Source organism: Mycolicibacterium arcueilense (genome assembly GCF_058536225.1).
Genome location: NZ_JBZTYL010000007.1, coordinates 2,018,312 through 2,043,316 on the forward strand (window position 1 = coordinate 2,018,312; position 25,005 = coordinate 2,043,316).

Genomic DNA, 25,005 nt, shown 5'->3' on the forward strand with positions numbered 1-25,005 from the left:
GTCTTGCTGAAGGCTCGTAGAGGTCGGCCTGGTGCTGCGATGTGGGCTGCCCGGCGGGGAAGGTCTGCCGCGCAGCTAACAATTGCCCTACGAGGAGGACGAACGTAATCAGCAGTGGTGGCTGCGTACGTATCGCGATTGCGCGTCGCGATCCAAGTGTTAGTGGCTAATTCGCTATGTTAACGGGGGCTGCGACAGGGGGAACGCCACCGCGCATCAGCTGACGGACAGCGGGCAGCAAATATTGACGATTTTTCTAAAACTGCCTGCCGACCCGGCTGTTTGGGTTAGGTTTAGAACGTGTTCCATTTAACTCGCCCAGATGGTCTGGAGAACTGGTGAGCATCAATCCATTCGACGACGACAACGGCAGTTTTTTCGTCTTGATCAACGACGAGGAGCAACACAGCCTGTGGCCGGCCTTCGCAGATGTTCCGGCGGGCTGGCGGGTGGTCTACGGCGAGGCGGATCGCGCCTCCTGCCTGGAGTACATCGAGCAACATTGGCCTGACATCCGGCCGAAGAGTCTCCGTGAGAGGTTGGCACAGGGTCGGACTGTTGATCAGTAAGCCGTCGGCTGGAAATACTCGAAGTGATCACGGGGCACTTCCGCTCACGCGGGGCCAGCTGGATATTTGGCTTGCCGAGGAGTCCGGGCGCGCCGGTGTCAAGTGGCAGCTGGGAATGCTTGCCCGCCTCGACGGCGTCATCGAACATGACGTCCTCGAACGGGCCATTCGTCATGTGGTCGGCCAGGCCGAACCCCTCAGAGCCGTATTTTCGGAGGTAGACGGCCAGGTTTTCCAGACCGTCGTCGACTATCCGGACATCGAACTCGGCCGCTATGACTTGATGGACTCGGCCGATCCGGTGCAGGACGCCTATCGGGTGGTCGCAGCGATCCGCCGGACGCCGATGCCGCTCGACGGTCCGCTGTTCAAGTTCGCGTTGATGCAGACGCGGGCCGACGAGTTCTACTTTTTTGTGTGCTGCCACCACATCGCGATCGACGGCATCGGCATGGGTCTCGTCATTCACCAGATTGCCGCTGCCTATACAGCAATCGATGCCGGCGAGCCGATACCGCCCACGATCTTCGGGCCGCTGAAGACCATCATCGATTGCGAGTCCGAATACGAGGCTACCGACGATTACCTCGTTGATCAGGCCTATTGGTCCAAAAATGTACCGCCTGAGTCCGAGTCTCGCCCTGGACCGGCCGCCGGAGTCGCAAACCCCGTCGATGAATACGAACCTTCTGCGCCAATCCGATTGGATCGCTTCGCCGTCGACAGGGCGCGCGAGCTCTCGAAATCTCTCGGGGTACGCCGAGCATCGGTAGTCGCCGCGGCGTACGCGCTGCTCGTACATGGCGAGGCCGGGGGATCCGAGGTCGTCCTCGACTTTCCGGTGAGTCGACGGGTGAATCCCGAAGTACTGCTGATGCCCGGGATGGTTTCCGGAGTCGTGCCATTGGTCCTGACAACGTCACCGCAGACCACGGTGGCCGAGTTCTGCCGGCATGTGGATACGCGCATCCAGGAAGCGATGCGTCATCAGCGTTTTCCGCTCCGCGCGATCGAGAACAAGGCGCGATTCCAGGGGACCGGGCAACCGTCCACCCGGGCCGCGATCAATTTCATCCCGACCATCCCCGTGGCCTATTTCGGGAGCACTTTCGGGACAGGGACGGTGACCCACACCGGGCTGGTGGATCAGTTCGGTCTGGTGTTCCTCCAGGAGGGTGAAGATCTCCTTGTCAGCATGACGGGCGTCGGACAGCTCTTCGCCGGCTGCGACGCAGGCGATTTGGCGGACCGTTTCCAACGGGTGCTGATGTCGATGACGGCCGACCCGGGACAGTCGATTTCCACTGTCGACGTCCGGGATGAGCTCACCGAGTTGGACGGGTGGGGTAATCGGGCGGCGCTCGAGGTGCCGGTTGCGGCGGCTGTGTCATCGGCGGCAATTCCGGAGCTGTTCGCCGCGCAGGTGGCCCGCGATCCGGCGGCGGTAGCGGTCAGTTACGGCGATAGTTCGATGTCGTACCGCGGGCTGGATGCGGCTGCGAATCGGTTGGCGCACTTGCTTGTCGAGCGCGGTGTCGGTCCGGGGCAGCGGGTTGCGCTGCTGTTTCCGCGGTCGGTAGAGGCGATCGTGGCGATGCTGGGTGTGCTCAAGACCGGTGCGGCATATGTGCCGATCGATCCGTCGGTGCCCGATACCCGGCTGCAGTTCGTGCTGGCCGATGCCGGCCCGGTTGTCGCCGTGACCACCGCCGATCTGTTGGATCGGCTCGGTGGGCGTGGGTTGGCGGTGATCGATGTCCACGACCGTTCGGTGTACGGCCAACCGAGTACTCCGCTGCCGGTGCTGCCGTCACCGGACGATGTCGCCTATCTGATCTACACCTCGGGCACGACGGGTGTGCCCAAGGGTGTGGCGATTCCGCACCGGAACGTGACGCGGTTGTTGGATGCGATCGATCGTGATGTGGCGTTGTCGCCGGGTCAGGTGTGGACGCAGTGCCATTCGTTGGCGTTCGACTTCTCGGTGTGGGAGATCTTCGGTGCGCTGCTGCATGGTGCGCGGCTCGTCGTCGTATCCGAATCGGTGACCCGCTCACCTGAAGAGTTCCACGCCCTACTCGTCGACGAGCACGTCACCGTGCTGAGCCAGACTCCGTCGGCGTTCTATGCGTTGGCTGCCGTGGACACGGCACAGCCGGAAAACCCGCTGGCCCTCGAGGTGGTGGTGTTCGGTGGAGAAGCTCTCGAACCGCCCCGCCTGAGGTCATGGTTGGCCGAACATCCTCGGCTGCCCCGGTTGATCAACATGTACGGGATCACCGAGACGACGGTGCATGCCTCGTTCCGTGAGATCACCTCCGCGGATGCCGAAGGCGATGTGAGTCCGATCGGTGTGCCACTGGCTGATCTGGCGTTTTTCGTGCTCGACGACTGGTTGCGTCCGGTGGCTGCCGGTGTGGTGGGCGAGTTGTACGTGGCCGGTGCGGGTTTGGGTTATGGCTATGTGGGCCGGGCTCCGTTGAGCTCGACACGATTTGTGGCCTGCCCTTTCGGCACGCCGGGCGCGCGGATGTATCGCACCGGGGATCTCGTCTGCTGGAGCGCTGACGGGGAGCTCCAGTATCTGGGGCGTGCCGATGAGCAGGTCAAGATTCGTGGCTACCGGATCGAGCTCGGTGAGATCCAGGCCGCATTAACGGCTTTGGACGGTGTCGAGCAGGCCGTGGTGATCGCCCGGGAGGACCGTCCCGGCGACAAGCGGCTGGTCGGTTACCTGATCGGGACCGCCGATCCGTCCGTGGCACGGGCGGCCCTGTCCGAGCGGCTGCCGTCCTACATGGTGCCCACGGCCGTGGTTGCCTTGGATGCGTTCCCGCTGACCGTCAACGGCAAGCTCGACCGAAAAGCACTGCCCGCACCCGAATATCACGACGTCGATGACTATCGGGCCCCGTCGACTCCCACCGAGGAGATCCTCGTCGGCATCTACGCCCAGATCCTCGGACTGGACCGGGTCGGAGTCGATGCATCGTTCTTCGAGTTGGGTGGGGACAGCATCTTGTCGATGCAGGTGGCGTCCCGAGCCCGCGCGGCGGGCCTGGTGTGCCGCCCCCGGGACATCTTCGTCCAGCAGACCGTCGCCCGCCTCGCTCAGGTGGTCGGGACGACCGGTATCGCGGACGGGCCCGCCGACGACGGACTGGGTCCGGTGACAGCGACCCCGATCATGCGGTGGTTGAAGGACCTGGAAACCGACGGCCCGATCGACCAGTTCAATCAGACGGTGGTGCTGCAGGCGCCCGCCGAAACCACCGAGTCCGATCTCGTAATCCTGTTGCAGGCCTTGATCGATCGACACGGCATGCTCCGACTGCATGCCGAGGACGATGGCGCGGGCGGATGGTCGTTGACGGTTCCCGACCTGGGTTCGGTTGACGCCGCCGCCTGCCTGCACGCAGTGGATGTGCTGTCCGATGAGGCACTGGTGGCGGCACGGTCGCGGTTGAACCCGGCGGCCGGGACGATGCTCAGCGCGCTGTGGGTGACTTCGGCGCACCAACTGGTGCTGATCGTTCACCATCTGTCGGTTGACGGGGTGTCGTGGCGAATCGTCTTGGAGGATCTCAACATCGCCTGGGCCCAGCTTCGCAGCGGGCAGTCTCTGGCACTGCCGGATACCGGCATGTCCTTCGGTCGCTGGGCGGATCTGCTGACTCACGCTGCGCGGCACCCGCACGTGGGGGAGCTGGCGCAGCAGTGGCGGCAGATCGCCGCCACACCGGCGACGTTGCCCGAGCCGCAACCCGAGGTCGACACCTACGCGACCGCCGGACAGCTGTCGATGGTGCTGGACGCCGAGACCACCCAGATGCTGCTCGGCGAAGCGCCTGCCGCGTTTCACGCTGGGGTGCAGGACATCCTGTTGATCGCCTTCGGGTTGGCGGTGGCCGAATTCACGCGCGCAGGCGGCGCGCCGATCGCCATTGACGTCGAGGGTCATGGTCGCCACGAGGAGATGGCAGACCTGGGTGGGGTTCCCGCGCGTGATATCGATCTGTCCCGCACCGTCGGATGGTTCACCACCAAATACCCGGTGGCGTTGAACTTCGATCGCGGTGGTGGCCTGTCGTGGGCCCAGGTGGTCGCAGGTGACGTGGCGCTCGGCGCCATGCTCAAAGATGCCAAGGAGCAGCTTCGGGCCCAGCCCGACGGCCTGACTTACGGCCTGCTGCGTTACCAGAATCCGGACGTGGACCTGGCCGGACCTGACCCGGTCATCGCATTCAACTATCTGGGCCGCCTGGGTACGGCGCAGGACGATACGTCCGCTGATGTCTGGCGGATCTGCCCTGACGGCTTCTCGTCGGCGAGCATCGCAGCGGCGGTGCCCACCTCACTCGGGCATACCGTCGAACTCAACGCGGCCACCGTCGACACCGACACCGGCGTGCACTTGAATGCCGACTGGACGTGGGCGCTCTCGGCGCTCGACGACGAGCTGGTCAACCGATTGGGTCAGTTGTGGTTCGAGGCCCTGACCGGCATCTGCAAGCATGTGAGACGCGGTGGCGGTGGATTGACTCCGTCCGACATCGCCCCCGCCGAGCTGAGCCAGCAGCAGATCGACGAGCTGAGTCGGCAGTACCGCATCGCCGACGTGTTGCCGCTGACACCGCTGCAGCAGGGGCTGCTCTACCACGCCGGCACCGCACTGGACTCTGACGACGTCTACGCCATGCAGCTCGACATCGCGTTGAGCGGACCGATCGACCAGAATCGGCTTCGCGATGCGGTGCAGACGGTCGCGGCACGGCATCCCCACCTGGCGGCCCGGTTCTGCGAACAGTTCGACCAGCCGGTGCAGGTCATTCTCGTCGATCCCGTGGTGCCGTGGCGGTCTGTCGAATTGAATGCCGACGCCCTCGACGTCGACGACCAGATCCAGGCGGTCTGTGCCGCCGAACGTGCCGCGGTGTGCGACCTCCACAACCAGCCGCCGTTCCGGGCCGCCCTCGTCCGCGTCGCAGATGGCCGGTACCGGTTCGTACTGACCACTCACCACATCGTGCTCGACGGCTGGTCGATGCCGATCCTGCTGCAGGAGATCTTCGCAAGCTTCGGTGGGCACCGACTGCCTGCCGCCGCGCCGTACCGCCGGTTCGTCACCTGGCTCGGCGAACGGGATCGCGCCGGCGCCCACGAGGCGTGGCAGGAAAGGTTGAGCGGCTTCGACACTCCCACGCTCGTCGGACCTGGGGCCCGGGAAGGGCTGGGGCAACGCGGTATTGAGTCATTCCGGCTGCCTCTCGAGATCACCCGGGCACTCGGCGACCTCGCCCGCTCGCATCACACCACTGCCAACGTGGTGTTGCAGGGCGCTTGGGCACTGCTGCTCAACTCACTGACCGGTCAGCCTGACGTCGCATTCGGCACGACGGTCTCGGGGCGTCCGGACGAGGTCGCGGGCGCGGATTCGATGGTGGGTCTGCTCATCAATACGGTGCCGGTGCGGGCCACCTTCACACCGGACACCACCACCGCGGACCTCCTGCATCAGCTGCAGAGTGCCCACAACGACACGCTCGAGCATCAGCACCTGGCGCTGAGCGACATTCACCGCATCACCGGACAGGACCAACTGTTCGACACCCTCCTCGTTTTCGAAAACTATCCGATCGATACCGCCGCGCCGCTGGGTGTCGACGGCCTGACCATCACCGAGTTCGATTTCCGCGAGTCCAACCACTACCCGCTGGCGGTGCAGGCGCTGCCCGGCCGCGAGACCGGACCACGCGTCGACCGCGAGATGCAGCTACGCGTCGAATACGACACCGATGTCTTCGACCTCGGCACCATCGAGGCCCTGATCGATCGGTTGAAGACGATTCTGGCGTCGATGGCCGTGGATCCGGACCGGCCGTTGTCGTCGGTCGATCTGCTGGATGCGGGCACGCACGCCTGCCTGGACGAGTGGAGCAACCTGGCGGTATTGGCTAAACCAACTACAGCGCAGTCACTTCCGGCGTTGTTCGCCGAGCAGGTCGCGCGCACGCCCGACGCCGTGGCGGTGACCTTCGACGGCCGGTCGATGACCTACCGGGAACTCGATGTCGCAGCCAACCGGCTTGCGCACCTGTTGGCCGGTCACGGCGCCGGCCCGGGTGAGGTTGTGGCGCTGCTGTTCTCCCGGTCTGCCGAGGCGATCGTGGCGATTCTGGCGGTGCTGAAGACCGGTGCGGCCTATGTCCCGGTGGACCCGGCACTTCCGTTGGCGCGTATCGAGTTCATGGTGGCCGACGCCGCGCCCATCGTTGCGGTCACCACGGCCGACCGGCGGTCGCGTCTGGACGGGTGCGACCTTCCAGTCATCGACGTCGACGACGCGGCTGTGGACGACCTCCCAGCCAACGCGCCCGCGGGACCTGGACCCGACGACATCGCTTACATCATCTACACCTCGGGCACCACCGGTGTCCCGAAAGGTGTTGCCATCCCGCATCGCAATGTGCCCGGTCTGTTCGGCTCACTGGACACCAACGTGTCGTCGGGGCCGGGGCAGGTGTGGACGCAGTGGCATTCGTACAGCTTCGACGTCTCGGTGTGGGAGATCTTCGGCGCTTTGCTGCACGGCGCACGTCTGCTGGTGGTGCCCGAACAGGTCGCCGAATCACCCGACGCTTTCCATGAGCTGCTTGTCGCCGAACGCGTCACCGTGCTGAGTCAGACGCCCTCGGCGGCGGGGATGATCTCGCCGCAAGGCCTGGAATCGGCTGCATTGGTGGTGGCCGGCGAGGCCTGCCCGCCTGAATTGGTCGACCGCTGGGCGCCCGGACACGTGATGATCAACGCCTACGGTCCCACCGAGGCCACGGTGTACGCGTCGATCAGCGCACCGCTCGCCCCGGGGCCCGTTGTGCCCATCGGCAAGCCGGTGGCCGGAGGAGCGTTGTTCATCCTGGACGCCTGGCTGCGTCCGGTGCCGCCCGGGGTGGTCGGCGAGCTGTACATCGCCGGTCGCGGTGTGGGCGTGGGTTATTGGCGCCGGGCAGGTTTGACCTCGTCGCGGTTTGTGGCATGCCCGTTCGGTTCGGGACAACGGATGTATCGCACCGGCGATCTGGTGCGGTGGGGTGACGACGGCCAGGTGCAGTACCTTGGGCGCGCCGACGAGCAGGTCAAGATCCGCGGGTACCGCATCGAACTCGGTGAAGTGCAAGCCGCCCTGGCCGCCCTCGACGGGGTGACACAGGCGGTGGTGATCGCCCGCGGCGACGATGCCGGCCCCGTGCGTCTCGTCGGCTACATCACCGGCACCGCCGATCCGGGCCACGTCCGCGCCCAGCTGGCCGAGCGGCTCCCCAACTACATGGTCCCGGCCGCGGTGGTGGCCATCGACGCGGTGCCGCTCACGGTCAACGGCAAGCTGGACCAACGCGCGCTGCCGGCACCTGACTTCGCCGGCACCGATCACTATCGGGCACCGTCCAACCCGGTCGAGGAGCTCCTGGCCGACGTCTATGCCCGCGTCCTGGGCGTAAAACGGGTAGGTATCGACGATTCGTTCTTCGATCTGGGCGGGGATTCGCTCTCCGCGATGCGTCTGGTCGCAGCGGTCAACACATCGCTGAAGGCCGGGATCGGGGTGCGCTCGTTGTTCGACGCGCCCACGGTCGCGCGGTTGGCCTGCCATATCGGTGGGGAAGCGGCTCAGTTGGAGCCGCTGATCGCTGGTGAGCGGCCCGCGGTGGTTCCGTTGTCGTTCGCCCAGTCGCGCTTGTGGTTCCTGGATCAATTGCAGGGTCCCTCACCGGTTTACAACATGACGGCCGCCTTCCGCCTCAGCGGCGCTCTGGACGTCGATGCGTTGCGTGCGGCGCTGACCGACGTCGTGGACCGGCACGAGAGCCTGCGGACGTTGTTCGCCGCCCCCGACGGGATTCCCCGTCAGGTGGTGATGGCACGTGGACCGGTGGAATTCGGTTGGGATGTCGTCGACGCCACCGATTGGCCGGCGGTGCGCCTACAGGACGCGATCGAGACCGCATCGCGGCACACCTTCGACCTGTCCACCGAGATCCCTTTGCGGGCACGGCTGTTCCGCCTGGCAGCCAACGAGCACGTGCTCACTGCGGTGGTGCACCATATCGCCGCCGACGGGTGGTCGATCACTCCGCTGGTGGCCGATCTGGGGGTGGCCTACACCAGTCGATGCGCCGGACAGGCCCCCGGTTGGGCGGATCTGGCAGTGCAGTACGCCGACTACACGTTGTGGCAGCGCGCCCAGTTCGGTGATCTCCAGGACAGCCACAGCCGGATTGCGGCGCAGGTGGCCTACTGGCAGGACGCATTGGCCGGGATGCCCGAGCGCACCGCGCTACCCACCGATCGGCCCTACCCGCTGATGTCCGATCAGCGGGGCGCGACGATGGCGGTGGACTGGCCGGTCGAGCTGCAGCAGCAGGTGGCCCGGTTCGCGCGGGAGCACAATGCGACCAGTTTCATGGTGGTCCAAGCCGCGTTGCTGACCCTGCTGTCCAAGCTGAGCGCGAGTTCGGATGTGGCGGTGGGTTTTCCGATCGCAGGACGTCGTGACCCGGCACTGGATGAACTGGTCGGCTTCTTCGTCAACACCTTGGTTCTGCGGGTCGACCTCGCGGGCGATCCGACGGTCGCCGAGGTCCTGGCTCAGGTTCGCGCGCGGAGTCTGGCCGCGTTCGACCACCAGGATGTGCCGTTCGAGGTGCTGGTCGAGCGGCTGAACCCGACTCGTTCGCTGGCGCATCACCCATTGATCCAGGTGGCGTTGGCATGGCAGAACCTGGGCGGGTACGACGTCAACGATCCGGCTGCCGGGATGGCGTTGGGCGATGTGCAGGTCTCCCCGGTGCCGGTGGATACCCACACCGCGCGAATGGATTTGAATTTCTCGCTGATGGATCGCCGGACCGACGCTGGTGAGCCGGCCGGCATCGGCGGGACGGTGGAATTCCGCACCGACGTGTTCGACGCCGAGACCATCGCAACACTGGTCGCCCGGCTACGGCGAGTCCTGACCGCGATGACTGCCGATCCGGCAGCGCGGTTGTCGTCGGTGGATCTGCTCGATGCCGATGACCACGCCCGTCTGGCGGCGATCGGCAACCAGGCGGCATTGGAGGACCCAGCACCGGCCTCTACCGCCGTGTCGGTTCCGGCATTGTTCGCCGAACACGTGACGCGTACTCCCGAAGCGGTGGCAGTCACCTGCGGTGACCGTTCCTGGACCTACCGTGACCTCGATGAATCCGCGAACCGCGTGGCGCACTTGCTGATCGGTCACGGCGCCCGCCCCGGCCGGTGTGTAGCGCTGCTGTTCAACCGGTCTGCCGAGGCGATCGTGGCGATCCTGGCGATCCTCAAAACCGGTGCCGCATATCTTCCGATCGATCCGTCGGTGCCCGATACGCGGCTGGATTTCGTGCTGGCCGATGCGGGGCCGGTGGCCGCGGTCACCACCACCGATCTGGTCGAGCGGCTGCAGGGACGCGGCTTGGCGATCGTCGACGCGAGTGTCGAGCCCGGCAATCAGTCGGGTATCGCCCTACCGGCGCCCGATGCAGACGACATCGCGTACCTGATCTACACGTCGGGCACGACGGGCGTCCCCAAGGGCGTCGCGGTCACCCACCACAACGTCACCCAACTCCTCGAGACACTCGATGCCGGTCTACCGCACCCCGGCGTATGGCCGCAGTGCCATTCGCTGGCCTTCGATGTCTCGGTCTGGGAGATCTTCGGCGCTCTGCTCCGCGGCGGACGGGTAGTGGTGGTGTCCGAGGAGATCACCGTTTCCCCGGAAGACTTCCACGCCTTGCTCGTTCGCGAGAACGTCGACGTTCTCACCCAGACACCGTCAGCAGTGCGGGTGTTGCCGCGCGACGGGCTGGAGTCGACGGCACTGGTGGTGGTCGGTGAGGCGTGCCCACCCGAGGTGGTGGAGCAGTGGGCCCCTGGCCGGGTGATGATCAACGCCTACGGTCCGACCGAGACCACGATGTGTGTGGCGATCAGTGCGCCCCTGAACGTGGAAGCCGCCGGACCGCACGTGGTCCCCATCGGCTCACCGGTTCCCGGGGCCGCACTGTTCGTGCTCGACGAGTGGTTGCGCCCGGTACCGGCCGGAGTCATCGGCGAGCTGTACGTGGCGGGTGCGGGCCTGGGATACGGCTACGTGGGCCGGACCGGGTTGACCGCATCACGGTTTGTCGCCTGCCCGTTCGGCGGCGTCGGAACGCGCATGTATCGCACCGGAGACCTGGTGTGCTGGCGGGCCGATGGACAGCTGGAGTACCTGGGCCGCGCCGACGAGCAGGTCAAGATCCGCGGCTACCGCATCGAACTCGGTGAGGTCCAGGCCGCCCTGGCCGAACTCGACGGCGTCGAGCAGGCGGTCGTGATCGCCCGGGAAGACCGTCCCGGTGACAAGCGGCTGGTCGGATATCTCACCGGCACCGCGGATCCGGCCGGGGTCCGCGCCGAGCTGGCCGAGCGGCTGCCTGCCTTCATGGTGCCCGTTGCCGTGGTGGCGCTGGCCGCACTTCCGTTGACGGTGAACGGAAAACTCGACACCCGGGCCCTTCCCGCGCCCGACTACGCAGACGGGGAGCGCTACCGTGCCCCGGCAGACGCCGTCGAAGAAGTCCTGACCGGTATCTACGCCCAGGTTCTGGGGCTGGAGCGGGTCGGAGTCGACGACTCGTTCTTCGACCTCGGCGGCGACAGCATCCTGTCGATGCAGGTCGTTGCGCGGGCCCGCGCGGCCGGCCTGGTGTGCCGCCCACGCGATGTCTTCGTCGAGCAGACCGTGGCCCGGCTGGCCCGGATTGCCGGTGTGACCGCCGGATCACATGGCCCGGTCGACGAAGGCGTGGGACCGGTACCGGCCACCCCGATCATTCGGTGGTTGTGTGACGTCGACGGCCCGGTCGACCAGTTCAACCAGACGCTGCTGGTGCAGGCTCCCGATGGGGCGACCGAAGCTGACGTCGTAATCATGTTGCAGGCCTTGCTGGATCGGCATGCCATGCTGCGCCTGCGTGCCGAGGACGACCGAGCGGGCGGGTGGTCGTTGACCGCGCCCGAGCCGGGTTCGGTCGACGCACACGAATGCCTGCATTCGGTGGACGCACTGACGGACGAGGCATTGGTGGCGGCCCGGTCGGGGTTGAACCCGGCCTCCGGCGCAATGATGCGCGCGCTGTGGGTCACCTCAACGGCCCAGCTGGTGTTGGTCGTTCACCACCTGGCGGTCGACGGGGTGTCGTGGCGAATCATCCTGGAAGACCTCAACATCGCCTGGGCGCAGCGTCGCGGCGGCCAACCGGTGGTGCTGCCACCTGCGGGGACGTCGTTCTCCCGGTGGGCCGGGCTGCTGGAGGCCTACGCGAGCGATCCAGATGTTGCGAGCCGGGCGCTGGAGTGGCGACGGATCGCGGCGACGCCTGCGGTGTTGCCGGCGGTACGCCCCGAGGTGGATACCTACGCGACCGCGGGCCAGTTGCCGATATCGCTGGACACCGAGACGACGCGGATGTTGCTCGGCGAGGTGCCGACAGCGTTCCACGCCGGGGTGCACGACATCCTCCTGATCGCATTCGGGCTCGCACTGGCTGAATTCACGGGCACCGGCGGCGATCCGATCGCGCTCGACGTCGAGGGCCACGGGCGGCATGAGGAGATCGCCGCTGACGTCGACCTGTCGCGCACGGTCGGGTGGTTCACCACGAAGTACCCGGTGGCACTGTCGCTCGGCGCCCTGTCCTGGGATCAGGTGATCGCCGGTGACCCGGCGTTGGGCGCGGTGGTCAAAGACGCCAAAGAACAGCTGCGGGCCCAACCGGATCCCTTGTCCTACGGGCTGCTGCGCTACCTCAATCCCGACGTCGACCTCGACATTGCCGACCCCACAGTCGGATTCAACTACCTCGGCCGTCTCGGCGGTGGTACCACCGAGACGACCGGCGAGTTGTGGCAGATGCCGGCCGAAGCCGCCTCGGCGACCGCTGTGGCCGCGGCGACATCGATGCCGCTGACCCACACCGTGGCCCTCAACGCCGGCACCGTCGACACCGATGCCGGCCCGCATCTGCAGGCGAACTGGACCTGGGCACACTCGTCGATCGACGACGCCCAGATCGGCCGGCTGAGCCAACTGTGGCTGGACGCCTTGACCGGTCTCTGCGTGCACGTGCGAAATGGCGGAGGCGGGTTGACGCCCTCGGACATCGCGCCCGCCCGGCTTGCCCAGCACGAGATCGACGAATTGTCACAGCAGTACCGGATCGCGGACATCTTGCCGCTGACCGCGCTACAGCAGGGACTGGTCTTCCACAGCAGCACTGCGCAGGGACCCGACGACGATCTGTATGTCGTCCAACTGGACATCACCGTCGCCGGAGTGCTCAACGAGCACCGGCTGCGCGATGCCGTACAGGCCGTGGCCAACCGGCACCCACACCTGGCAGCCCGGTTCTGCGAGCAGTTCGACGAGCCGGTGCAGATCATTCCGGCCGATCCCACCGCGGGCTGGCGGTATGTCGAATTGGGCGCGGCCGCAACCGAGGAGCAGATCCAACAGATCTGCGCCGAGGAACGCACCGCGGTGTGCGACCTGGCCCATCCACCGGCCTTCCGGGTGGCCGTGATCCGCACTGCGAACAACCGACACCGCGTGGTGCTGACCAATCACCACATCGTGCTCGACGGCTGGTCGCTGCCCATCCTGTTGCAGGAGATCTTCGCCTGCTATCAAGGGCTTCGGCTGCCTGCGGCCACGCCGTATCGCAGTTTCATCACCTGGCTGGCCGATCGCGACGTCGCAGCCGCGCACGCGGCCTGGCGCGAGGTGTTGGCCGGCTTCGACACACCCACCTTGGTCGGGCCGTCGCAGAAGTCAGGGTCGGGACTCCGCGGCGTGCGGGCGCATCGACTGTCCGAGCATGCCACCCGGGCGCTCAACGATCTGGCGCGCTCACACCACACCACGGTCAACATCGTTCTGCAGGGTGCGTGGGCGCTGTTGCTGAACTCCCTTACCGGCCAGCGTGACATCGCCTTCGGCACGGTCGTCTCGGGTCGGCCGGCCGAGGTTGCCGGCGCGGAATCGATGGTGGGCCTGCTGATCAACACGGTGCCGGTCCGCGCGGACATCACCGCGGCGACCAGCACCACCGACCTGCTCGACCACCTGCAGAGCGCACAGACCAAAACCCTTGAGCACCAATATCTGTCGCTCAGCGAGATTCATCGCATCACTGACCAGGACCGTCTGTTCGACACCTTGTTCGTGTTCGAGAACTACCCGGTGGACACCAACGCGTTGTCCGGTGTGGACGACGGACTGGAGATCACCGAGTTCACCAGCCACGAGTCCACCGACTACCCGCTCACGATGCAGGCGATACCCGGTGACGAACTGCGGCTGCGTCTCGAATACGACACCGACGTCTTCGACCCGACCGACATCGAAGCCCTCACCAAACGGATCGAGGCGATCCTGACGGCGATGACGGCCGCGCCGGATCGGCAGCTGTCGGCGCTGGATCTGCTCGACGAGTCCGAGCGGGCGCGCCTTCAGCGTTGGGGTAACCGGGACGTCCTGGCTCACCTGCCGCGGCCGACGTCGGTGCCGGAGCGGTTCGCCGCCCAGGTGGCACGTACGCCGGAGGCGGTGGCATTGGTCTGCGACGACCGGACCTTCACCTACCGCGAACTCGATGAGGCCGCGAATCGGTTGGCGCACTTGCTCGTCGGCGAGGGAGTAGGGCCCGGCGAGAGGGTCGCGTTGATGTTCCCCCGTTCGGCCGAGGCAGTCGTGGCGATCTTGGCGGTGCTCAAGGCCGGTGCGGCCTACCTGCCGATCGACCCGGCCCTGCCGGAGTCCCGGGTCGATTTCATGCTGACCGATGCCGCCCCCATCGCCGCGGTCACCACCAGGGCGCTGTTCGATCGGTTCGACGGTCACCAGCTGAGGCTTTTCGACGGCGGCGATGTTGCCGACCCCGTCGTGGCCGTCCAGCCGAGTACGGCACTGACCCCGCCCGCCCCCGACGACATGGCCCACATCATCTATACCTCGGGCACGACCGGGCAGCCCAAGGGCGTTGCGGTCACCCAGCACAACGTGGCGCAGCTGTTCGACTCGCTGCAGATCGGGATACCGCTGGAGCCGGGACAGGTGTGGACGCAGTTCCACTCATATGCGTTCGACTTCTCGGTCTGGGAGATCTGGGGTGCGCTGCTGCACGGCGGGCGCCTCGTGGTGGTGCCGGAGTCGGTGACCCGCTCACCTGAGGACTTCCACGCCCTGTTGGTGCGTGAGCAGGTCACGGTGTTGACGCAGACCCCGTCGGCCGTGGGCGTGCTGCCGGTCCAAGGCCTGGACGCCACGGCGCTGGTGATCGGGGCCGAGCCCTGCCCGCCGGACCTGGTGGATCGCTGGTCACCGGGGCGGGTGATGGTCAACGTCTACGGCCCGACCGAGACGACGATGTGGTTGTGCGCCAGCACGCCTCTGGAGGCCGGTTCGGGTGCACCACCGATCGGCTCGCCGACGGCGTGGGCGGCGTTCTTCGTATTGGACGAGTGGTTGCGCCCGGTACCCGCAGGCGTGGTCGGCGAGTTGTACCTGTCGGGTGCCGGTGTCGGCGTGGGGTATTGGCGTCGCACGGGCTTGACGGCATCGCGTTTCATGGCATGTCCGTTCGGGGAGCCGGGCTCGCGCATGTACCGCACCGGCGATCTGGTGCGCTGGCGCGCCGACGGACAGCTGGACTACTTCGGCCGCGCCGATGAGCAGGTCAAGATCCGCGGGTACCGCATCGAGCTCGGCGAGATCCAGTCTGCGCTCACCGCACTCGAGGGAGTCGATCAAGCGGCGGTGATCGCCCGCGAGGACAACCCGGGTGACAAGCGACTGGTCGGCTACATCACCGGGACCGCCGATCCGGTCCAGGCACGCGCCGCGTTGGCCGAACGGTTACCGGGCTACATGGTTCCCGCCTCGGTGGTGGCACTGGCCGCGCTGCCGGTGACGGTGAACGGCAAACTCGACGCCCGGGCGCTGCCGGCGCCGGACTTCCAGGACACCGGTCACTACCGTGCGCCCGCCGGCCCCGACGAGGAGATCCTGGCCGGAATCTTCGCCCGCGTCCTCGGCGTGGAGCGGGTGGGCGCCGACGACTCGTTCTTCGATCTGGGCGGGGATTCGGTCTCGACGATGCGTCTGGTCTCCGCGATCAACGCCGCTCTGGACACCGAACTTTCGGTACGCACGGTGTTCGAAGCCCCCACCGTCGCCCAATTGGCCTTGCATGTCAGTGAACGCGCAGGGCGCCTGGAGCCACTGGTGGCCGGGGAACGCCCCGATGTGATCCCACTGTCGTTCGCCCAGAACCGGTTGTGGTTCGTCGACCAGTTCCAGGGGCCGTCCCCGGTGTACAACATGCCGGTCGGTCTGCGACTGCACGGGCACCTCGACGCGGATGCATTGGGTGCGGCGCTCGCCGATGTGGTCGCTCGTCATGAGAGCCTGCGGACGTTGTTCGACGCGCCGGAGGGAACGCCTCGGCAGGTGGTGACGCCGGTCGACGCAATCGAGTTCGGTTGGGGCGTCGTGGATGCCACCGGTTGGCCGGCCGGTGCGCTCGAGGAGGGCATCGCCGAGACGGTGCGGTACAGCTTCGACCTGGCTGCCGAGATACCGTTGCGGGCAAAGCTTTTCCGCGTCGCCGACGATGAGCACGTACTGGTGGCCGTCGTGCACCATATCGCCGCCGACGGGTGGTCCCTGACCCCGCTGGTACGTGACCTGAGCGTGGCCTACGCCGGCAGGAGCAGGGGAGAGGCTCCCGATTGGGAGCCGCTGCCGGTGCAGTACGTCGACTACACGCTGTGGCAGCGTGCGCAACTCGGTGATCTCGACGACACCGACAGTCCGATCGCCGCGCAACTGGCCTACTGGGAAGAGGCGCTGGCGGGCCTGCCCGAACACCTGGCCCTGCCGACCGACCGTCCCTACCCGCCGGTTGCCGATCAGCGCGGGTCCACCGTGGCGGTGGACTGGCCGGTCGAGTTGCAGCAGCGGGTGAACGAGGTGGCCGCCGAGCACAGCGCGACCAACTTCATGGTGATGCAGGCTTCCCTGGCCGTTCTGCTGTCCAGCCTGGGCGCGAGTTCAGATGTGGCCGTTGGCTTCCCGATCGCCGGGCGCGGTAACGCAGCCCTCGATGAGCTGGTGGGCTTCTTCGTCAACAACTTGGTGTTGCGAGTGGATCTGGATGGGGATCCCACGGTGGCGGAGTTGCTGGCGCAGGTGCGGACTCGCACCCTGGCCGCCTTCGAGAACCAGGACGTGCCCTTCGAAGTTCTGGTGGAACGCCTCAATCCGACCCGGAGCCTCACCCATCATCCGCTGGTGCAGGTCGCGTTGGCTTGGCAGAACCTTCCCTGGCAGGACACCGGTCCGGCGGACGGACTGACCCTGGGCGATCTTCAGGTGACACCCCTGCCGGTGGACACCCAGACCGCCAGAATGGACCTGACCTTGTCCCTCGGAGAACGGTGGACCTCCGACGGTGAGCCCGCCGGGATCGGCGGGGCGGTGGAATTCCGCACCGACGTGTTCGACGCGGCCAGCATCGAGGCGCTGATCGCGCGCTGGCAACGCGTATTGGCAGCGATGACAACCGATCCCACCCAGCGGCTGTCGTCTCTGGATCTGCTCGACGAGGCCGAGCATGCCCGCCTCGACGGCTGGGGCAACCGGGCAGTGCTGACGACCCCCGAACCGGACCGGTCCGCCGTCTCGATTCCGGAGTTGTTCGCCGTACAGGTCGCCCGGGCACCCGAGGCGGTGGCCATCACCGCCGATGGTCGCAGCATGACCTACCTGGAACTCGATACTGCCGCACACCGGTTGGCCCACAAGCTGGCCGCCCATGGAGTCGGCCCGGGGGCATGCGTGGCACTGCTGGCGGAGCGCTCGGCGGATGCGGTGGTGGCCATGCTGGCCGTGCTCAGGACCGGGGCGGCGTATCTGCCGATCGACCCGGTGCTACCCGATGCGCGGATCGAATTCATGCTCGCCGACGCCGCGCCGGCCGCCGCGGTCATCACCGCGGGTCTCGCCGACCGGCTGGCCGGATGCGACGTGCTGGTCATCGACGTCGGTGACACCGCCGAGGCCGCACACCCGGATCTCGACGGGGCCGCCGGCATCCGACTCGCTGCGCCGAGCCCGGACGATATCGCGTATCTGATCTACACGTCGGGTACCACCGGTGTCCCCAAAGGCGTGGCGATCACCCACCGCAACGTGACCGAACTGCTGGGGACTCCGGACACCTTCCTGGCCGGAAAGACCTGGACGCAGTGGCATTCCTACGCCTTCGATGCCTCGGTCGAGGAGATCTGGGGCGCGCTGCTGCACGGTGGCCGACTGGTGGTCGTGCCCGAATCGGTGGCTCGCTCACCAGAAGACCTGCAGGCCCTGCTCGTTGCCGAACAGGTCGACGTGTTGAGCCAGACCCCGTCGGCGGTGGCGATGTTGTCGCCTGAGCGGTTGGCCGGGGTGACGTTGTTGGTGGCCGGTGAGGCCTGCTCGGCCGACACGGTGGACCGTTGGGCGCCCGGGCGGGTGATGGTCAACGCCTACGGCCCGACCGAAACCACGATATGTGCTTCCAGGACTGCGCCTTTGATCATCGGTTCCGGGGCGCCGTCGATCGGTGCGCCGGTACCTGGCGCGGCGCTGTTCGTGCTGGACGGATCGATGCGGCAGGTGCCGCCCGGCGTAGTCGGGGAGTTGTACGTGGCCGGCCGCGGCGTGGGTCTCGGGTACATGGGCCGGGCCGACCTGACCGGCGCACGTTTCGTCGCCTGCCCGTTCGGCGTACCGGGCGCCCGCATGTATCGCACCGGCGACCTGGTGTCCTGGGACGCCGACGGTCAATTGCGCTATGTGGGACGTGCTGACGAGCAGGTCAAGATCCGCGGATACCGCATCGAGCTCGGCGAGATCCAGGCAGTGCTGGCCGGTTTGGACGGCGTCGATCAGGCGGCGGTGGTCGCTCGTGCGGACCGCCCCGACACCGTGCGGCTGGTGGGTTATGTGACCGGGACAGCGGAGCCGGGCAAGCTGCGTGCCCAGCTCGCCGAGCAGCTCCCGTCCTATATGGTTCCGGCCGCCGTGGTCGTCCTGGCGGCGTTGCCGTTGACCCCCAACGGAAAACTGAACACCCGGGCCCTGCCGGCACCCGAGTACCAGGACATCGACCACTACCGCGCCCCGGCGAACCCCACCGAGGAGATCCTGACCGAGATCTACGCCCGCGTGCTCGGCGTGGAGCGGGTCGGAGTTGACGACTCGTTCTTCGACCTCGGCGGAGATTCGCTGTCTGCGATGCGTCTGGTCGCCGCGGTGAACACGGCCCTGGACACCGGCCTTGCGGTGCGGGTGCTGTTCGAAGCGCCGACGGTGGCACAACTGGCGCCCCGCATCGGCGGGGAATCGGCACGCCTGGATCCGCTGGTGGCCGGTCAGCGGCCCGCGGTGATTCCGCTGTCGTTCGCGCAGTCCCGGCTGTGGTTCCTGGACCAATTACAGGGCCCGTCACCGGTCTACAACATGCCGACCGCACTCCGGATCAGCGGGGCGCTCGATGTCGAGGCGTTGGGTGTGGCGCTGGCCGATGTGGTGGCCCGCCACGAGAGCCTGCGCACGGTGTTCCCGGCCGTCGACGGAATTCCGCGGCAGTCGGTGGTGGCAGTCGAGGACGCCCAGTTCGGCTGGGATGTCGTTGATGCCACCGGTTGGACCACGGAGCGGTTGCAGCAGGCCATCGGCGACGCCGCGGGTCACACGTTCGACCTGTCCGCCGAAATACCGTTGCGGGCGCGACTCTTCCGCCTTGCCGACGACGAACACGTACTGGCGGCAGTGGTGCACCACATCGCTGCCGACGGTTGGTCGGTCACTCCGCTGGTGGCTGACCTGGGGGTGGCCTATGCGGGCCGAAGCTCTGGACGGACGCCCGGCTGGGCTGATCTGGCAGTCCAGTACGTCGATTACACGTTGTGGCAACGCGCGCAGTTCGGCGACCTGGGCGACAGTCAGAGCCGGATCGCCTCGCAGCTGGCGTACTGGCAGGATGCCCTGGCCGGCATGCCCGAACGGGTGGATCTGCCCACCGACCGCCCCTACCCACCGGCCGCCGATCAGCGCGGCGCCACGATCGACCTTGACTGGTCCGCCGACCTGCAGCAGCAGGTGGCCCGGGTGGCGCGGGAGCACAACGCGACCAGCTTCATGGTGCTGCAGACGGCGCTACTGACCGTGCTCTCCAAACTCAGCGGAAGTTCCGATGTGGCAGTGGGTTTCCCCATCGCCGGACGCCGGGATCCTGCGCTTGATGAGCTGATCGGCTTCTTCGTCAACACCCTGGTGCTGCGGGCCGACCTGGCCGGTGACCCCACCGTGGCTGACTTGCTCGCCCAGGTGCGGGCGCGCAGCCTGGCCGCCTACGAGCATCAGGATGTGCCGTTCGAGGTGCTCGTCGATCGGCTCAATCCGACCCGCTCCCTGACCCATCACCCATTGATTCAGGTGGCGCTGGCGTGGCAGAACGTCCCCGGACAGGCCACGAACGCATCAGGCTCCGGGCTCGCGCTCGGCGATCTTGAGGTCAGCCAGATGCCGACGGACACCCACACGGCGCGAATGGATCTGAGCTTCTCGCTGGCCGAACGCCGCACCGCGGACGGGGCACCCGCCGGGATCGGCGGCACGGTGGAGTTCCGCACCGACGTGTTCGACGCGGCGAGCATCGAAACACTGGTCAAACGATTCGAGCAGGTGCTGGTCGCGATGACCGCCGACACCGACCGGCATCTGTCCTCGCTCGACCTACTCGACGCTGTTGAACACGCCCACCTCGACGTGATCGGCAACCGGGCCGCACTCGCCCGGTCCACCCGCACACCGGTATCGGTTCCCGAGCTGTTCGCCGCCCAGGTCGCTCGGGCTCCGGAGGCCGTCGCGGTGACCTCCGACGGGCATTCGCTGACCTACCGCGGACTCGACGAGGCCGCTAACCGGTTGGCCCAACAGATGATCGGGTACGGCGCCGGTCCCGGAACCTGCGTGGCCCTGCTACTGGACCGCTCCGCGGAGGCGATCGTCGCGATGCTGGCGACGCTGAAGACCGGAGCGGCGTACCTGGCGATCGACCCGGCGCTGCCCGCGACCCGGATCGAGTTCATGTTGGCCGATGCCGCACCTGTCGTCGCGGTCACCACCGCCGCATTGGCTGATCTGTTGGCCGGACATCGCCTGCAGATCATCGACATTCACGATCCGGCCTTGGCCGACCAACCGGCTACACCACTGCCCGACCCAGCGCCCGAAGGCATCGCCTACCTGATCTACACCTCGGGAACCACCGGTCTGCCCAAGGGCGTGGCGGTCACCCACGACAATCTGACGCACCTGGCCCGGTCCACACCTGAGGACCTCCCGGCGAATCAGGTGTGGACGCAGTGCCATTCGTACGCCTTCGACTTCTCCGTGTGGGAGATCTGGGCGGCTCTGCTGGGTGGTGCGCGCCTTGTGGTCGTGCCCGAGTCGGTGGTGAGCTCACCGGACGATTTCCATGCCCTGCTGGTCCGCGAGCAGGTCAACGTGCTCACCCAGACACCGTCGGCCGCCGGGGCGCTGTCACCGCAGGGCCTGGAATCGGTCGCGTTGCTGCTCGGTGGTGAGGCCTGCCCCGGTGAGGTGGTTGATCGCTGGGCCCCCGGGCGGGTAGTGATCAACGCCTACGGACCCACCGAGATCACGGTGTACGCGTCGATGAGCGCGCCCCTGGGGCCGAACTCGGGCGCCGCACCCATCGGTGTGCCCGTCGCTACGTCTGCGCTGTTCGTGTTGGACGAGTGGCTGTGCCCGGTGGCGCCCGGAGTGGTCGGCGAGCTGTACGTGGCCGGCGACGGCGTGGCGTGCGGCTACCTCGGCCGGTCGGCCTTGACCGCAGCCCGGTTCGTTGCCTGCCCGTTCGGCGAGCCGGGGGAACCCGCGACGCGGATGTACCGCACCGGGGATCTCGTCAGCTGGCGTGCCGACGGACAGCTGCAGTACCTGGGTCGCGCCGATGACCAGGTCAAGATCCGTGGATACCGCATCGAGCTCGGCGAAGTGCAGGCCACTTTGGGCGGGTTGGACGGCGTGGGGCAGGCGGTGGTGATCGCCCGCGAGGACCATCCGGGCATCAAGCGCCTGGTCGGCTATGTCACCGAAGAGACAACCGGGACAGTGGATCCGGGCGCGATGCGAAAGGCGTTGGCCGACCGACTGCCCCCATACATGGTCCCGACCGCGATCGTGGTGCTGGAGGCGCTGCCGTTGACGGTCAACGGCAAACTCGACACCCGCGCGCTGCCGCCACCGGAGTACCAGGACACCGATCGGTACCGCGCACCCTCCACCCACGTCGAGGAGATCCTCACCGGCATCTACGCCCAGGTTCTCGGCCTCGAGCGGGTCGGGGTCGACGAATCATTCTTCGATCTGGGCGGAGACAGCATCCTGTCCATGCAGGTGGTCGCCCAGGCCCGGGCGTGCGGCGTGATGTGCCGTCCGCGTGACATTTTCGTCGAGCAGACAGTCGCCCGACTGGCACAAGTGGTTGGCGTGACGAGCGATGACGACGGTCCGGTCGACGAGGGGATCGGGCCGGTGGCGGCGACCCCGATCATGCGCTGGCTGGAACAGGTGGAGCGGGCCGGGGGCCCGACCGGCGAGTTCAACCAGACCGTGGTGGTCCAGGCCCCGCCGGGAGCCTCCGAGTCCGACGCCGAGTTGGTCTTGAGTGCTCTGCTGGACCGGCATGCCATGCTGCGGCTGCGTGCCGAGTACGACCACGCCGGGAACTGGTCATTGCTGGTCCCCGAGAAGGGTTCGGCGCGAGCACATCTGGAGTCGGTCGACGTGCTCTCGGATGAGGCGTTGGCGGCAGCCCGGTCGCGACTCGACCCGGCCGCAGGGACCATGATGAGCGCGCTGTGGGTGACATCCACCCAGCAGTTGGTGTTGACCATTCACCACCTGGCCGTCGACGCGGTCTCGTGGCGGATCCTGTTGGAAGACCTCAACATCGCCTGGGCCCAGCACTGCCAGGGCCAGTCGGTGGAATTGCCGGTGACGGGTACGTCCTTCGCGCAGTGGGCCGCACTGCTCGACGAGCACGCCCGCTCCGTCTCGGTGGAGGCTCACGCCGACGATTGGCGCCGAGCGTTGGCGACTCCATCCGTGCTGCCTGCGGTGCAACCCGAGCGGGACACGTATGCCACCGCCGGTCACCTCACCGCGTCGCTGGATGTCGAGACGACGCGGGCACTGCTCGGCGAAGTCCCCGCAGCGTTCCATGCCGGGGTGCAGGACATCCTGCTGATCGCCTACGGGTTGGCCTTGACGCAGTTCCTGGGAGTTACCCTGCCGGTGGCCATCGATGTCGAGGGCCACGGCCGTCACGAGGAATTGGCAGAGCTGGGTGGGCTTTCCGATCGTGTCGTCGACCTGTCCCGCACCGTAGGCTGGTTCACCACCAAGTACCCGGTGGTGCTCAACGTCGCGACGGACGTCGGACCGCGCCAGACGGGCCTGAGCTGGTCTGACGTGAAGGCCGGTGATCCGGCACTCGGCCGCGTGGTCAAAGACGCCAAGGAACAACTGCGTTCGCTGCCCGAGGGAATGACATACGGACTGCTGCGCTACCTCAACCCAGACATCGATCTGTCCGGTTCCGACCCTGCGGTCGGATTCAACTACCTCGGTAGGTTGGGCGGATCGGGCGCGGCGCAGCACGCGGATATGACCGGGCTGTGGCAGGTCAGCGTCGACGGAGCGGCGGCCGTCACGACTGCCGCGGCGATTCCGATGCCACTCGGGCATACCGTCGAACTGAACGCGAGCACGGCCGAAACCGAGGACGGTCCAAGTCTTTACGCCTCGTGGACGTGGGCCCCGTCGGCTCTGGACGAGGCGCAGGTCGGCCGGCTCAGCCAACTCTGGTTCGACGCCCTCACCGGTATCTGTGCACACGTCCGTGGGGGTGGCGGCGGTCTGACCCCGTCTGACGTCGTTCCGGCGGATCTCACCCAGTCTCAGATCGATGAGCTGAGCCAGGACCACGACCTTGCCGACGTTCTGCCCTTGACACCGCTGCAGCGGGGACTCCTGTTCCAGGCCAACGCAACCCGCGGTAATGACGAAGACGATGTCTACGCCATGCAGCTCGATGTCACGGTCACCGGCCCGCTGGACCCCGACCGGCTGCGCGAGGCAGTGCGTGCGGTGGTCGGGCGCCACCCGAACCTCGCGGCCCGCTTCGACAAGCGATTCGACGAACCCGTGCAGATCATTCCGGCGGATCCCGATGTGCCCTGGCGGTACCTCGAAATGGCCACGGACACAGATGTGCAGCAGCTGTGCGCCGGCGAGCGTGCCGCGGTCTGCGATCTGGCCCACCACTCGGCCTTCCGCGCGGCGCTGATCCGGACCGCCGACGGCGAGCACCGGTTCGTCATGACGTATCACCACATCGTGCTCGACGGCTGGTCACTGCCGATCCTGCTGCAGGAGATATTCGCGGGCTACTACGGACAACGCCTGCCGGCTCCCGGGTCGTATCGCCGATTTGTGACGTGGATGGCCGAGCGGGATGTCGATGCTGCCCATGCCGCGTGGCGTGAGGTGCTAGCTGGTTTCGCGACACCGACACTGGTCGCGCCGAACCGGACCCGGCCGGGGCGGCGAGCCACCGAGACGTTCCGGCTGCCCGCCGAAACCACCCGGGCCGTCAACGAGCTCGCCCGCTCGCAACACACCACCGCCAACACCGTGCTGCAAGCCGCCTGGGCGCAGGTGCTCATGTGGCTCACCGGTCAGCAGGATGTGGCGTTCGGCGTTGCGGTCTCGGGTCGATCGGCAGAAGTGGCCGGCGCGGATTCGATGGTCGGCCTGCTCATCAACACGGTGCCGGTGCGGGCCACCATCACGCCGGACACCACCATCGCCGGCCTGCTCGACGAACTGCAACGACGGCACGGCGACACCCTCGACCACCAGCATCTGGCACTCAGCGAGATCCACCGTGCCATCGGCCACGATCAACTGTTCGACACCCTGTTCGTGTACCAGAACTATCCGGTGGAGAACGTGGCGGCATCGATGGCCGACGGATTGGCCATCACGGAGGTCAACGGCCGCGAGTACAACCACTATCCGCTGACCCTGCAAGCGATGCCGGGGACGGAGCTGGTTCTCCGTGTCGAGTTCGACACGGACGTGTTCACCGCCAAACGCGTCAACAAGATCGTCGGGCGTTTCCAGCGGGTGCTGGAGGCCATGACCGGGGAGGAACAACAATCGTGAGTGCAGACG

General features: G+C 67.0%; 2 protein-coding genes. Both read left to right on the top strand.

Annotated elements, in window-relative coordinates; all coding sequences use genetic code 11:
* Positions 1-338 precede the first annotated feature (338 nt).
* On the top strand, positions 339-569 hold the full coding sequence (locus AC4LGL_RS14005) for an MbtH family protein (protein WP_055113977.1): 231 nt from the start codon (positions 339-341) through the stop codon (positions 567-569).
* On the top strand, positions 559-24,996 hold the full coding sequence (locus AC4LGL_RS14010; protein WP_491839207.1) for a non-ribosomal peptide synthase/polyketide synthase: 24,438 nt from the start codon (positions 559-561) through the stop codon (positions 24,994-24,996). The genes AC4LGL_RS14005 and AC4LGL_RS14010 overlap by 11 nt, the downstream gene beginning before the upstream one ends.
* The last annotated feature ends 9 nt before the right edge of the window (positions 24,997-25,005 follow it).